Genomic DNA, 14,944 nt, shown 5'->3' with positions numbered 1-14,944 from the left:
AATGGTATTTTAGAAGGTTTAAACTCAGTGATTCAAGCAGCAAAGAGAAAGGCAAGGGGCTATGGTAAAAAGCATTTTAAAACCATGGCTTATTTGCTTAGTGGAAAGTTGGATTTAAATCGGGTTAATGGATTTTTACCCACTTGTTTTTAACAAGAGCCAAAAAAAAGTGGATGCCGATCATTTTTTTAATGATAAGGATGCCTTGTTGATTGATGAGGTTAGCACCTGGTTGAAATAGCGTTATTATTACTGTTGGGTGCGTTTTCTGGTTTTATTGCTGGACTGTTTGGTGTGGGTGGCGGTTTGATTATCGTGCCAGCATTGTTGTATGTGTTGGCATTTGAGGTTCAAGAAGTGGTGTTAATGCATACAGCGATTGGCACTGCACTGGCAGTGATTGTTTTTACCTCTATATCCAGCGTTTGGGCGCACCATCGCCATGGCGCTATTCATTGGCAATATTTCATAAAACTCACCCCTACTATTTTATTAGGCGCTTTTAGCGGAGCGATTATTGCTCAATATTTGAGTTTTGATTTCTTGCGAATTTTCTTTGCAATCTTTGAAATAATGGTTGCAATGATAATGTGGTTTAGCATTAGCACTTCTGGATATGCAGATAATTTAAACAGATGGGTTTGGCTAATAACAGGCTATATTATCGGATTGGTTTCAGCTATAGTTGGTATTGGTGGTGGTACAATGACCACGCCATTTTTAACTTACAATAAGGTTGATATTAAAAACGCTATTGCCACTTCAGCGGCTGTGGGTATGCCGATTGCGATTGTAGGCAGTGTGGGTTTTATCATAATTGGTACTGGAATTGAAGGCACTACTAGTGGATTAGGGTTTATCCATATAAAAGCATTGCTCAGTATTGTTATGACTAGTATTTTTTTTGCACCACTTGGTGCTAAGGTTGCACATAATATTAATGGCAAGAGATTAAAAAAAGGCTTTGCCTTATTTTTGCTCTTATTAGGTGTGTTTGTTTTAAGTTTCTAGCGTTATAATTTGGCGATGATTTTGTTAAAAATATCATCAAAACCACCGTTGGACATAACGACAAAATGTCCTTGTTGGATGCGGCCGAGTTCGGCAACAATGTCCTCAACACAGACAAATAAACTATCTTTGCTGAATAAGGCATTAATATCCCAATCTTGATTTTCTGGTTTTAGAATTAATATTTGATTGGCTTCACTTAGAGCGTCAACTAAACTTTGTTGATGCACGCCAGATTTCATTGTGTTAGAGCGCAGTTCTAAAATTGCAACGATGTTTTTATTGCCGACTTTGGCACGCAAACCACTAAGTGTGGTTTGAATAGCGGTTGGGTGATGAGCAAAATCATCATATAGCGTGATATTATCGGTTTGGTATTTGATTTCTAAACGACGCTTCACCCCTTGGAATGTATTCAGTGCCTCGCAAGCAGTTTTAATTGTCACGCCAATATGGTGTGCAGCATAAATAGCACAAAGTCCATTTTGCATATTGTGCTCACCCAACAGATTCCAGTCAACTGTGTTATTTTCAACATCAAAGGTAGTGCCAATATCACTGATTTCCAATTTGGAAGTTGGTAGGGTTTGTTGTTCTGAGTATAGTCCCATTTCAATGACTTGTTCAATCGCTGATACATTTTGTGGATGGACAATGAGTCCATCATTTGGTATGGTGCGAAGCAGATGATGGAATTGTTTTTGAATGTCTTTGAGAGAATCAAAGATATCAGCGTGGTCAAACTCAAGATTATTAATCACCAAAGTTTTAGGGCGGTAATGCACAAACTTTGAGCGTTTGTCAAAAAAGGCAGTGTCATATTCATCGGCTTCAATCACAAAGAAATCAGAGTCGGTCAGTCGTGATGACACACCAAAGCCTTCAACCACACCACCGATTAAGAAATTTGGGTTGTAGCCTGTGATTTCTAAAATCCAAGCCAACATACTGGCAGTGGTAGTTTTTCCATGCGTACCACTAATAGCAAGCACCCATTTGTCGCGTAATACATTTTCACTAAGCCACTGCGCCCCTGAAGTGTAGGTGTATTGTTTATTTAAAATTTCTTCCACACATTCATTGCCACGCGATAAGGCATTGCCAACAATATAGACATCAGCCTTGGGTAAGTCTTTAGCGTGATAGCCCTGTGTGTAACTGACACTTTGTTTATCAAGCTGAGTGCTCATTGGTGGGTAAACACCTTGGTCTTGTCCAGTAACGCTGTGTCCAAGTTGTTTGGCAATTAAGGCGAGTGATCCCATAAAAGTGCCAGCGACACCTAAAATATGAATGTGCATTTACTTAGTGAGGGCTATTGTTCTTTAAATAAGGTCATTCGTGTATTATATGTTTATTTATTTTAGTTTGTAACAACTATGAAAATATACTTGGTTGGTGGTGCTGTGCGAGACCAATTATTGGGCATTGCTGATGAAAAAACCGAAAAAGATTGGGTGGTAGTTGACTCGTCGCCCGATGAAATGTTGGACTTGGGTTATCGCCAAGTGGGGCAATCCTTTCCTGTATTTCTACACCCTGGCACACAAGAGGAATATGCACTTGCTAGAGTTGAGCGAAAAATTAGCAAAGGTTATAAAGGTTTTGAATTTGATACTTCTAAAATTGTCACCCTTGAGCAAGATTTATCTCGTCGAGATTTAACCATTAATGCCATTGCTCAAACAAAAGACGGTGATTTGGTTGACCCATTCAATGGACAAGAAGATTTAGACAATGGTTTACTTAGACATGTATCTGATGCGTTTAGCGAAGACCCTGTGCGTGTGTTGCGTGTTGCTCGTTTTGCCGCACGGTTTAAAAAATTTGGCTTTAAAGTGGCGCATGCAACGCATCAGTTAATGAAACAAATGGTGAGCTCTGGTGAGGTGGATGCGCTCACCCCTGAGCGAGTTTTTAAAGAATTAGAAAAATCCCTATCTTACGAAACGCCATCAGCATTTTTTAAAGTGTTGTTAGCTTGCGGTGCTTATGACAGAGTTTTTGCTGCGCTTAAATCTCGTGATAAACAAAGTCACGAAAACCCATTTGAGATTTTAGATAATTTAGCAACTGATGCGATGCATATCAAGTTTGCCATATGGCTAAAAGATGAAAAGACAGAGGCAATCACTGAGTTATGCAATAATATCAAGTGTCCAAAAAAATACAAACAGCTGGCAAAACTGGCGCATAAAACTTATCAGTTTGCCACAAGCTTTGATAACCAGTCTAGCAATGAAGTGTTTAACTTTTTTACCAAAACTGATGCGCTTAGACGACAAGATCGATTTTCAGAATTACTGGCAACTTTTGAGTTATTGGGTATTGATGTTAGTCGTATTATTGAACTCAGAGGCTTGCTAAATATGATTGATATCTCTCAGTTGAATAAAGAGAATATTGGCGCTGAGATTCAAATAGAGAAACAACGCGTTATTGAGTCATTTCTCAACGCGACATAGCGAATCAAATTCGCAATATTGACAAGCGGTTTTATTTGGCAAAACTTGTGTCTTGCCCTGTTGAAAATCTTGACTGGCAGTGTTTAGTATTTCCCCCCAAATGATAACTTGCTCATCCCATTCTTTGCAAGAATTTCTCGCAGATTGCTTGGGTAATGAATCTTTGTTTTTTGATAAGCCTTTAATGCTAACTTTATTGGCGTTTAGTTGAATGAATGCTGCGCCTTGGGCGGCATTACTGATAGCGTAGATAGGCAGTTGTGGCTCTTTGATTGCTTCGCCACACCAGTTACTAATAGAAGGGTTTCCAATTTTATAATCAAAAATAATCTTATTACCCCCTTTTGTCTCATCAAGTCTATCTAGACGGGTGTTAAATTTAAGTCCAGCAATATTAACATTAACACTTTGTTCGGTTGATAATACGGTGAATGGATGCCTTTGTTTTTCGATTTCAATAAACTGATGAATAATTTTCGAGATTCTTATTTTTTCGTTTTCTTTAAAGCCAGTATCATTGTAATATTTGATTGCCGTGTTTATTTTTTCTTTAATTAACACATCTAATTTATCTTTACTGAGCGATAACAGTTTATCTTGCGAGGTAATTTCTTGATAAAAGTATTGTAAGGTGGTGTGAATAATATTGCCTTGCTCCATTCTGTTTAGACCAATATGCGGGTCATTAAATGATTGAATGTTTAATCGGCGTGCAAAGCCACTAAAGGCACATGCCATTTGATTTTTCAAGATACTTACACCGCCATGCACTTGTGCGTGTTTCAATGGATTGGCTTTTGCATCATCCACAGTTTCCAATACTATGTTTTGATAGTCATGTGTGAGTATTGGTGTTTCATGATTAAATGTTAACAGAGGGGACGGTCGCTGTTCGCTACTCAAGTGTACTTTGGCGTAGGAGAAAATAACCTCAGTAGACAGATTAACAAGGTTATTGAGCGTGTCTTGTGCATCTTTAGCAATTAATTCAAAATTTGTTCGTGGAATTTGGTGTGTTACAGCAATATCACTAGGAATAAAACGCGGCACATTGAGCGTGGCAGGTAAGAATTCATCCGTCATCCCCAGTACCCAAGCGGCATCAAAGTACAAGCCTTCTGCTTCTAAACTGCCTAATATTTGAATTGGGGTTTTGGCAGATTGTGCTTGAAAAACAACTTGTGAGAGCCAATCTTTCAAATCCTTAATGGCATGAGCGGCACCAACTTGAGTATTTATTTGTGCCAGTTGATTAAGTCCAGAAGAGGTGCTTTGATATTTGTTGAATAATTGATATTCGGTGCTGGATAATGTTCTATCAGTAGCGAAACCCCAAATTTGTAAGTAGGTATTAAAATCTAATAACCACGCATCATGTGTTTGTTGTCTTTTTGTTGATTGTGCTATTGTTGCTTCAAGCAATGTTTTTATTTGCGGTGTGTTGTTTAGGTGTTTTTCTAAATGGGAAAATTTAAAATGTGTTTTTGAAAAATCTAAGGTGCGGTTAACTAATAAAGCACGAGCTGATCGTTCTTTTTGTGCGTGGGCAATATAAGGCGAAGTGATAACAGTGTTAAAAGTTTCAGTCTTGATGCGGTTACTTTTCAATTGCTGACAGAGTTCCAATAGTGTTAGAATATGGCGAATCAACGGATATTCAGTTAATGAAAAACCTAGGGAAATATTATAAGATTTTTGCCCAGTTTCCATTAGTGTATTGGCAAATACTCGGTCAAAAACAGATTGAATTTGATAATGGTCATTGTTCAATGTTGGACAAATAATGGCAATGTGTTTATTTGGATATTGCGCATTCAAATCCTTTGCCCAATGGGCAGCAGATAAGAGTTCATCTTGGGTAGTTTGAAAAACTTTATGGTTGCTTTGTGTGTTTTTTTGTTCAGATTTAAGCACTTGATAGCCAGTCTTATCAAGTAATAACGATTGCACGGGTGTGAGTGTTTTAAAGCCATAAATATAAGGTTTTGCTAGATTGGTATTATGTGTAATAATTAACGCAGATAAGTCGTTGGTATCCAATAAGTTGTGGGCTGATTTGGTCTTTTGATAATCCTTCAGCCAAGTGGCAAACAGCTTGTAATTTTCAACACCTAATTTTGATAATTGCATGTAATCAATGAGATGGGCATCACAATAATTGTTATTTTTTATGACTTCATCCAGTAAGCGATTATCAACTTTTTGCCCTGATTTTTGTATTGATTGCTTAATTAATGTGCGAGATTCAATATTTGAAATTAAGCGTTTTTTTGTATTGGCTTCAAGCGATTGCCAAGTTTCTTGTAAGTATTGGCACCAAGATAGAATTTTTGGTAGAGCAGAATTGCCTTTTTGCACACCCCAAGTTTTTTTAAACGCTAACACTTGGCGATTGTTTGCCAAGATAACAATATCACCCTTAGTAACTTTTGTTGTATTTGTGTTAAGCCACATTAGAAGTAAAGGATGTAGCAGAATGCGTTAGGTTTACACTTTTCAATGAAATCTTAAAAAGAATATTTTTTATTTCTGAATTATGATACATACCCAAAAAATGTATCAAGTCTTAAGCCTAACGCCTCTAAGCCTTGTTTTTTTAAACTGGAAAATAATTGCACATCAACATAAGGATATTGTTCAACTTCGCGTTTGACTTTAAGCAATGAATTCTTGGCAGCGCCTTTTTTGAGTTTGTCAGATTTGGTTAGGATGATTTGTGTGGGTAAGTTTGCACCAACACACCAATCCAACATCATTTGATCAAACTTTGTTAGTGGACGACGCGCATCCATCACTAACACTGCACCTACTAAGCATTGGCGTTGTGCAAAATATTCACCCATATCTTTTTGCCATTGTTGTTTGATATGCTCAGGTACTTTAGCATAACCATAGCCAGGTAGGTCTACCAAACGATGATTTTCGTCCAATTCAAAAAATACCAAATGCTGCGTTCTGCCGGGTGTACGAGATACTTTTGCTAATTTTTTTTGCAAAGTAATGGTGTTGATAGCGCTTGATTTTCCAGCGTTAGAGCGTCCAGCAAAAACCACTTCATAGCCTTGGTCTTCTGGGCACCCTTTGAGTGATGGACAAGAGAGTAAAAATTTTGCTTGATGATAAATATTGCTCATTTAGTTTAGAAAAGGTATAATTCCGCCTGATGGTGATAAAGTTACCATTATATATTTTAAAAATTTAAGGAGCACAGTATGTTTTCAACAGGAAAAAAAGTTTTAGTAATAGCGGCTACAGTAATATCAATGAGTTCTTTGGTTCAAGCAGATGGCAAGGCAGCTTATGCTGCTGGTGGCTGTGCTGCGTGTCATGGTGCTAATGGTAAATCAGCAATTCCAATTTACCCTCACCTTGCTGGACAACAGGCATCCTATATTGTTAAACAATTGAAAGATTTTCAATCTGGTGCACGCAAAGACCCAACAATGAGTTCAATGGCAGCATTAGCTAAAGGTAAAGAGCAAGAAATTGCTGATTGGTTAGCTAAGCAGTAAAACTGGCATATGCCACTTCAATATAGAATATAAGCATTAAATTCTATATTATGATGAGCCGATATTAGCCCTATTTATTTAGGTATAATATCGGCTTATTTTTTTGCAAAAAAAGGAAAATATCATGAACAAATTAGCGCTAATTTTTACCGTTGTATTGGCTTTAATCTCAACATATACTTTTGCTGCAGGCGATGCAACAAAAGGCCAAACTAAAGCAGTAAGTTGTGTGGGTTGTCATGGTGTAGATGGTAATTCATTAGCACCTACTTTTCCAAAGTTGGCCGGACAAAATGAAGGCTACTTGTTAAAACAACTTAAAGACTTTAAATCAGGTGCTCGTATTGATAGCATAATGGCGACTTTAGTTACACCATTAACAGATGCAGATATGGCTGATTTAGCGGCATATTACGCTATTCAAAAAGTTTCTAAAGGTGTGGTTATGCAAGGTGCTAATCTAGCACTTGGTCAAAAAATCTATCGTGGTGGCAAGAAAGCAACAGATGTGACCGCTTGTATTGCGTGTCATGGGCCAGCAGGTAAAGGCATCCCATCAGCAGGTTTCCCAGCATTAGCATCACAGCATTCAATGTATACTGTTAAGCAGCTTAAAGCTTTCCGCCAGCATTCAATCAATGCACAAACGGGTGCAGTTGAGCCTAGTAGAACTAACGATTATGAAGGCATGATGATTAACTTTACTAAGAGTCTGACTAACGCAGAGATTGACGCGGTTTCCGCTTATATTTCTGGTTTGTAAAACTTAAATATTGCCGCAAAAGGCAGTATTTACTGCCTTTTTTATTGTCTATTAAAATGCTATCCTGTCGGGTATAATTTACTCCTTTTTAAGTATAGAATCGGATTTACAAGCAATGAAAACTTCACTAGAAAAATTAGAGGGTCTAAAAAGAGCATTAACAGTTGAGCTATCTATTGATATCTTTAAACAAAAAGCAGACCAAGTTCTTAGAGGCATGGCATCTAAAGTAAGCGTTGATGGGTTTAGAAAGGGTAAGGTTCCTTTATCTATTATGCGCAAACAGTTTGGTGGTCGGGCTAGCTCAGATGCAGTCAATGAAATTGTCAATGATACTTTGACCGAAGCCTTGGCAGATGCAAAAGTAACACCTGCTTCACGACCAGCGATTACTAAGATTGATACAGAGAATAAGGATACTTTTTCTTACACGGTGACATTCGAAGTTTTTCCAGAAATTAAAGTCGCTGATTTTTCTAAATTAAAAATTATACAAACAGAAGTTAAAATTACCAAGGCAGATGAAGAAAAAACTTTGAAAGGTTTGAGCGAGCAGGCAACTGAGTATAAATCAGTTAAACGCAAGTCTAAAGAGGGCGACCAAGTTACCATTGATTTTAAAGGCATGCTTGATGGCGAAGTATTTGAAGGTGGTGTTGCTAGTGATTTCAAAATGGTATTGGGCAAAGGCTCAATGATTGCTGGTTTTGAAGATGGGCTTTTGGATGTTGCCGCTGAAAAGTCAGTAACTTTGAATTTAACTTTCCCAAAAGAATACCATGCGCCTCAACTGGCAGGCAAAGATGTCGTTTTTGAAGTTGAAATAAAAGAAGTAGCCGCCCCTCAATCACCAAAATTAGATGATGAGTTTGCAAAGAGATTCGGTGAAAAAGATATAGATGACTTGAAAAAGAGCATGAAAGCGCAAATGCAAGTTGAACTTGATAATCGTTTGAACAATCAAAATAAAGACGATTTATTTGGTGCATTATTAGAGGCGAATGACTTTGAAGTGCCACAAGAAAGTATTAACAATGAAGCGCAAAGTTTAAAACAAGAAATGGAACAGCGTTTACAACAACAAGGTATGCCTTCTCAAGGCAATATGCCTGCTTCTGCTTTTAATCCTGAAGCGCAGCGTCGTGTTAAGTTAGGTCTATTGGTTAATCAAATTTCTAGTGATAATAAATTCAACGCTAGCAAAGAACAAATTGATACAAAACTTAATGAAATGGCAACAGCTTATAGCGGTGAAGCTCAACAGATGTTAGATTACTATAATGCTGAGCCTTCTAGATTGGCAACAATTGAGTTGATGGTGGTGGAACAAATGGTACAAGATTTGATTTTAGAAAGTGCCAAAGTTACCATTCAGAAAAAGACATTCGAAGAAGTGACACAACAATAATGATAGAAAATCTAAATCAAATACCAATGGTCATTGAGCAATCTGCTCGGGGCGAGCGCGCTTATGATATTTATTCGCGCCTTTTAAAAGAGCGTGTTATTTTTATGGTGGGTCCAGTTGAAGATTATATGGCTAATGTCATTGTTGCACAAATGCTGTTTTTAGAATCTGAAAATCCTGATAAAGACATTCACTTATATATCAATTCCCCAGGTGGTTCAGTTTCTGCAGGTTTGGCAATTTATGATACTATGCAGTTTATTAAGCCTGATATTTCAACATTGTGTATTGGTCAAGCGGCAAGTATGGGTGCTTTGTTATTGACTGCTGGTGCTAAGGATAAGCGTTATGCATTGCCAAATGCCAGATGTATGATTCATCAGCCATTGGGTGGTTTTTCTGGTCAGGCAAGCGATATTGATATTCACGCACAAGAAATTCTTAAAGTTAGGGAAAAACTTAATGCTATTCTTGAATCACACACAGGTCAATCTCTTAAAGCCATTCAAAAAGATACCGATAGAGATAACTTTATGTCGGCTGATGAAGCGGCTAAATATGGTTTGATTGATAAAGTGTTAAAACAGCGTAACAATTAGATTTATTATGGCAGAAAATCCAGAAGTACTCCACTGTTCATTTTGCGGCAAAGCAAAATCTGAAGTCGGCCGCCTTATTGCAGGTCCTGGCGTCTATATCTGTAACGAGTGTATTGAATCGTGCTATGGCTTACTTGAAGAACAAGCACTAGAAGAAATTGACGATACTTATCAAGATTGGGACTACACACCCAAGCAATTGCGTGATTTTTTAAACGAGTATGTGATTGGTCAGGAGCATGCAAAGAAAGTTTTATCAGTTGCTGTTTACAACCACTACAAGCGTTTGCAGAGTGGCTACATCTCAAATAATGTAGAATTGGATAAATCCAATATTCTAATGATTGGACCAACAGGTTCAGGCAAAACATTATTAGCACAAACATTGGCACGACTTTTGGATGTGCCATTTACCGTGGCAGATGCAACGACTTTGACTGAAGCAGGTTATGTGGGTGATGATGTTGAGAATGTGATTAAGAGTTTGTTGTCAAAATGTGATTTTGATGCGCAGCGTGCTGAGCATGGTATTATTTTTATTGATGAAATTGATAAAATCTCTAGGCGTTCAGATTCCCCTTCAATTACTCGCGATGTTTCTGGCGAAGGTGTGCAACAAGCAATGTTGAAGTTGATTGAAGGCACTATAGCATCAGTGCCACCACAAGGGGGTCGTAAACACCCAAATCAAGAAACCATTGATGTAGATACTTCAAAGATTTTATTTATTTGTGGTGGTGCTTTTGATGGTTTGGATAAAGTTATTGGTAGGCGTGTAGAAAAAGCCACAGGTATTGGTTTTTCTGCAGATGTTAAAGATTTAAGCGAAGAGAAAAATTTAACAGAATTATTCAACCTTATTGAGCCAGAAGACTTGATTGGATACGGTTTAATCCCAGAATTAGTTGGCCGTCTTCCGGTGCAAACAGTACTTAGTGAGTTAGATGAAGATGCGCTTATTCAAATTTTAACCAAGCCAAAAAATTCAGTGGTTAAACAATTTCAAGAAATTTTTGCGATGGAAGGTGTTAAATTAAGTTTTAGAAAACCAGCTTTGTCGGCGATTGCTAAGTTAGCCATTAAGCGTAAAACTGGTGCCAGAGGATTGCGCTCTATTTTGGAAGATATGTTATTAGATACAATGTTTGAACTACCATCACTCAGCGATATAAAAGAAGTTGTAATTGATAAGGCCGTAGTTGAGAAGAAGAAATCACCATTGATGGTGTATAAAATAGCCAAGAAACAAAAAACCATTAACAAAAGTAAAAAAGCCTCTTAGTTACCATGAAAGCTCTTGGAATTATTTGACCGTCAAAAAAATGCAGTTGGACAAGGCGAGCGAACACTGCTAGTTTATATAGAACTCCCCACTAATCGACATATCCAAAACGGCTCAGATGAGTTTGATGAATTGGCAAAATCCTCTGGACTGAATGTTGTGCAGAATCTAAAAATCTCTCGCAATAATGTGAATGCCAAATATTTTATTGGTTCGGGTAAAGTGGAAGAAATAGTAGAGCTGGTTAAAGACACGAATTTAGATTTGGTTATTTTTTCCTCAGAGTTGTCACCTTCACAAGAGCGCAACCTTGAGAAACAATTAGAGTGTCAAGTAATGGACCGAACAGGTTTAATTTTGGATATTTTCTCACTTAGGGCGCGCTCATTTGAGGGGAAATTGCAGGTAGAATTGGCACAACTTAGACACCTGTCCACACGATTAGTTAGAGGTTGGACACACCTTGAGCGACAAAAAGGTGGTATTGGTCTTCGAGGTCCAGGTGAAACGCAATTAGAAACGGACAAACGCTTGATTGCCATTCGTATTAAAAATATTAGCAAGCGTTTAGAAAAAGTCCATAAACAACGCGATTTAGGGAGAAAAGCACGCCTTAAAAATGAGTTGCCAATGATTGCTTTGGCGGGCTACACCAATGCTGGTAAATCAACACTGTTTAACACTTTGACGCAGGCAGAAGTATTTGCCGATGATCAATTATTTGCCACGCTTGATGCTACTATTAGGCGGGTGATATTGCCTGCCTCTGGAGAGGCAGTCATTGCCGATACAGTGGGTTTCATTCAAGATCTACCACATGATTTAGTGGCTGCCTTTAAATCAACTTTGGAGGAAACTCGGCGCGCTAATGTGTTACTGCATATTGTTGATGCGGCTGATGAATATAATCTAGAAAAAATTGAACAAGTACAAGATATTATTTTTGATATTGAGGCTAACAAAGTCCCGAGTATTTTGGTAATGAACAAAATTGATTGTTTAACAGATTTCAAACCAAGATTTGATAGGGACAAAGAGGGTAGAATTTTCCGTGTATGGATTTCAGCACAGTCTGGTGATGGTATTGATTTTCTTTATCAAGCATTAGCAGAGCAACTCAGTGGTATGATGACACATGCTAAAATACAACTTGATGTGACCAGTGCCTATATTCGAAGCGAAATTCATAATATTGGATACATCCACAATGAAAAAGTGAATGATTTTGGACAATGGGTACTTGAAATTAATGTCACTCATCACTATCTATCTAAGTTATTAAGTTTAAAAGGTGTAACACTATTATGGGAACAGAAGTCACAGCAGAAGTAATTGATCTTGAGCAGGAATTGGTGCCGTTATTACCTCTACGAGATGTGGTGGTTTTTCCGCATACGGTGATGCCGCTTTTTGTCGGTAGAAAAAGCTCTGTTAATGCAATTACTCAAGCGATGGGTACGAATAAATATATATTCTTAGTTGCACAAAAAGATGAAAAAACTGAGAACCCAAAGAATGAAGATTTGCATAGTGTTGGTACTTTAGCGACGATTTTGCAAATGCTTAAATTACCTGATGGCACTATTAAAGTGTTGGTTGAAGGCGTGAAGCGTGCCAAGATTGAAGAATTCTCTAAGGCAGATGATTACACCGAAGTTAAAGTTAGCGAATTTGTACTAGAATCGACTCAAGACACTGAAATTAAAGCAATGATGCGCTTAGCATTAGAAAGCTTTGAATCCTATATCAAGCTTAATAAAAAAATTCCTGAAGAAGTGCTTGGTATGTTGAAAGAAGTGAGTGATGTTGAGCGTTTTAGCGATATTATTATTGCCAACTTATCGCTTAAAACTTCTGAAAAACAAGAACTTTTAAGCGGTATTAATGCACAAACGCGACTGGATAAAATCTTATCAGTGATTCAAGGGGAGATTGATGTTTTAGGCACTGAGAAAAAAATCCAATCACGCGTGCGTAAGCAAATGGAATCCAATCAAAGAGATTATTATTTGAATGAGCAAATGAAATCTATTCAAAAGGAATTGGGTCAGGCAGAAGACGAAGATGAAATTGAAGATTTACAGGCAAGCATTAAAAAAGCAAAAATGCCAAAAGCTGCTAAGGAAAAAGCAGAGTCTGAGCTAAAAAAACTCTCGCGTATGTCATCACAATCTTCCGATGCGTCAATTATCCGTACTTATATTGAAAATTTATGCGATGTACCATGGAAAAAACAAACACATATCAATAAGGATTTAGCGAAAGCACAGCAAATCTTAGATGATGACCATTACGGCTTAAGCAAGGTGAAAGAGCGTATTTTAGAGCATCTTGCAGTGCAAACACGCGTTACTCATAATAAGGCTAATATTTTATGCTTAGTAGGCCCCCCAGGTGTAGGCAAAACCTCTCTTGGCGAGTCAATTGCTAAAGCGGTTAATCGTAAGTATGTGCGTATGGCACTTGGCGGTGTCAGAGATGAAGCGGAAATTCGTGGACATAGGCGTACTTATATTGGCGCAATGCCAGGCTCTATTATCCAAAAAATGCAAAAAATTAAGGTTAAAAACCCACTTTTTTTATTAGATGAAATTGAAAAAATGGCATCTGATTATCGGGGTGACCCTTCTTCAGCAATGTTGGAGGTGTTAGACCCTGAGCAAAACCACACCTTTAATGATCATTATTTAGAAGTTGATTACGACCTTTCGCAAGTTATGTTTGTAGCAACAGCCAATTCACTAGACCTGCCACAGCCGTTATTAGACAGAATGGAAATTATTGAATTGGCTGGTTACACCGAAGATGAAAAACTGCAGATTGCTAAGCGTCATTTAATTAAAAAAGCAATGGAAAACAACGGCATTAAGGACAGTGAAATCTCATTCAAGGACTCAGCCATTCTTGACATTATTCGTTACTATACGCGTGAAGCGGGTGTGCGTGGTTTGAGCAGAACTATCAGCACCATTTGTCGTAAAGTGGTCAAAGAAGTAGTATTGAAAAAACGTAAAACCAAAGCTGTGATTAGCGATAAAACATTAGAAAAGTATCTTGGTGTACGCAAACATCGTTTTGGCTTAGCAGAAGAAAAAAGTCAAGTTGGTGAAGTGACAGGTTTGGCGTGGACATCAGTAGGCGGTGACTTACTAACGATTGAGGCTGCTGCTTATAAAGGCAAGGGGAAACTTAACTATACGGGTCAACTTGGTGATGTAATGAAGGAATCTATTCAAGCAGCAATGAGTGTTACTCGCACTCGTGCAAAGGCGCTTAAAATTGCTAATGATTTCCAAGAAAAATTAGATATTCACATCCATGTTCCTGATGGTTCCACCCCAAAAGACGGGCCAAGTGCGGGTGCAGCGATGTGCACTGCATTAGTGTCAGTACTAACAGGTCGAAAAGTCAAAGCCGATGTAGCAATGACAGGTGAAATCACCCTTCGGGGAGAAATTACACCAATCGGTGGCTTAAAAGAAAAAATGCTTGCAGCATTGCGTGGTGGCATCAAAACTGTTATTATTCCTAATGATAACGAACGAGAGCTCTCCGAAGTGCCTGAAAAAATCAAAGGCAAACTTAATGTGATTAAAGTTAAGTGGATTGATGAAGTGTTAGATATTGCTTTAGAAAAATAATTTTTTCTTTGTTGAATGATTAAATATTCTTAGAGACCTTTGCATAAATAGGGATGATTGGCAAAAAGTGGGTTTCTGATGATTGTTCCTATTTATGCAAAGATCTCTCTTAGTTACATAGTTTATCTATATTCAATCAATCGTTTAGCTATTTACTGTAAAAACTTAATTGTGTACTATGCAAGCATCTTGAATTCACATCATAAGTGCAACACTCAATTAGTCGGCCAAAGGGTATATTAACCACTCTTTAATCCGACAAG

The 14,944-nt window shown here is 37.8% G+C and carries 12 protein-coding genes and 1 pseudogene; 10 read left to right on the top strand and 3 right to left on the bottom strand.

Annotated features, from left to right (window positions below):
• Both BAZSYMA_RS09650 and BAZSYMA_RS02110 read left to right on the top strand, forming a co-directional pair.
• Positions 1-153 (top strand): annotated as a pseudogene (locus tag BAZSYMA_RS09650) (ISL3 family transposase); the annotation flags it as partial.
• A gap of 102 nt (positions 154-255) precedes the next feature.
• The gene (locus BAZSYMA_RS02110; RefSeq protein ID WP_237731707.1) at positions 256-1,011 is read left to right on the top strand and encodes a sulfite exporter TauE/SafE family protein; all 756 of its coding nucleotides are present in this window, start codon (positions 256-258) and stop codon (positions 1,009-1,011) included.
• A gap of 2 nt (positions 1,012-1,013) precedes the next feature.
• Here BAZSYMA_RS02110 and mpl read toward each other — a convergent pair whose 3' ends face one another.
• Positions 1,014-2,312 carry a UDP-N-acetylmuramate:L-alanyl-gamma-D-glutamyl-meso-diaminopimelate ligase gene (gene mpl, locus BAZSYMA_RS02105; protein ID WP_090715128.1) on the bottom strand — a complete coding sequence of 433 codons (1,299 nt, stop codon included), beginning with the start codon at positions 2,310-2,312 and terminating at the stop codon, positions 1,014-1,016.
• Positions 2,313-2,390: 78 nt separating this feature from the next.
• On the opposite strand from mpl, the gene BAZSYMA_RS02100 reads away from it, so the two are divergent.
• Entirely contained in the window at positions 2,391-3,476 is a 1,086-nt protein-coding gene (locus tag BAZSYMA_RS02100) for a tRNA nucleotidyltransferase/poly(A) polymerase-related protein (RefSeq protein ID WP_090715125.1), read from the top strand.
• Here BAZSYMA_RS02100 and BAZSYMA_RS02095 read toward each other — a convergent pair.
• Complete coding sequence (locus BAZSYMA_RS02095; RefSeq protein WP_090715123.1) at positions 3,456-5,930, bottom strand: PD-(D/E)XK nuclease family protein; 2,475 nt, start codon at positions 5,928-5,930, stop codon at positions 3,456-3,458. The two genes, BAZSYMA_RS02100 and BAZSYMA_RS02095, sit on opposite strands and share 21 nt — an antisense overlap.
• 80 nt (positions 5,931-6,010) lie before the next feature.
• Positions 6,011-6,610 (bottom strand): ribosome biogenesis GTP-binding protein YihA/YsxC, encoded by a 600-nt coding sequence (gene yihA / locus BAZSYMA_RS02090; RefSeq protein WP_090715121.1) that lies wholly within the window; start codon positions 6,608-6,610, stop codon positions 6,011-6,013.
• A 78-nt stretch (positions 6,611-6,688) separates the two neighbouring features.
• Here yihA and BAZSYMA_RS02085 point away from each other — a divergent pair, with 78 nt between their 5' ends.
• From BAZSYMA_RS02085 to lon, 7 genes are all read left to right on the top strand, one after another.
• Complete coding sequence (locus BAZSYMA_RS02085) at positions 6,689-6,988, top strand: c-type cytochrome (protein WP_090715118.1); 300 nt, start codon at positions 6,689-6,691, stop codon at positions 6,986-6,988.
• A 124-nt stretch (positions 6,989-7,112) separates the two neighbouring features.
• Positions 7,113-7,751, top strand: coding sequence for a c-type cytochrome (locus BAZSYMA_RS02080; RefSeq protein ID WP_090715116.1), 639 nt, complete (start codon positions 7,113-7,115; stop codon positions 7,749-7,751).
• A 115-nt stretch (positions 7,752-7,866) separates the two neighbouring features.
• Positions 7,867-9,159, top strand: coding sequence for a trigger factor (gene tig / locus BAZSYMA_RS02075; protein WP_090715114.1), 1,293 nt, complete (start codon positions 7,867-7,869; stop codon positions 9,157-9,159).
• Positions 9,156-9,758 (top strand): ATP-dependent Clp endopeptidase proteolytic subunit ClpP, encoded by a 603-nt coding sequence (gene clpP, locus BAZSYMA_RS02070; RefSeq protein ID WP_090715111.1) that lies wholly within the window; start codon positions 9,156-9,158, stop codon positions 9,756-9,758. The genes tig and clpP overlap by 4 nt, the downstream gene beginning before the upstream one ends.
• A 7-nt stretch (positions 9,759-9,765) precedes the next feature.
• Positions 9,766-11,040 (top strand): ATP-dependent Clp protease ATP-binding subunit ClpX, encoded by a 1,275-nt coding sequence (gene clpX, locus BAZSYMA_RS02065; RefSeq protein WP_090715108.1) that lies wholly within the window; start codon positions 9,766-9,768, stop codon positions 11,038-11,040.
• Positions 11,041-11,055: 15 nt separating this feature from the next.
• Positions 11,056-12,372 (top strand): ribosome rescue GTPase HflX, encoded by a 1,317-nt coding sequence (hflX, locus tag BAZSYMA_RS02060; RefSeq protein WP_090715105.1) that lies wholly within the window; start codon positions 11,056-11,058, stop codon positions 12,370-12,372.
• The gene (lon, locus tag BAZSYMA_RS02055) at positions 12,345-14,681 is read left to right on the top strand and encodes an endopeptidase La (RefSeq protein ID WP_090715103.1); all 2,337 of its coding nucleotides are present in this window, start codon (positions 12,345-12,347) and stop codon (positions 14,679-14,681) included. The genes hflX and lon overlap by 28 nt, the downstream gene beginning before the upstream one ends.
• The last annotated feature ends 263 nt before the right edge of the window (positions 14,682-14,944 follow it).

Source organism: Bathymodiolus azoricus thioautotrophic gill symbiont (genome assembly GCF_001298715.1).
Taxonomy (GTDB): Bacteria; Pseudomonadota; Gammaproteobacteria; order PS1; family Pseudothioglobaceae; genus Thiodubiliella.
The sequence above is the reverse complement of the archived record's forward strand: the minus strand, read 5'-3'. Positions and strand labels throughout refer to the sequence as shown.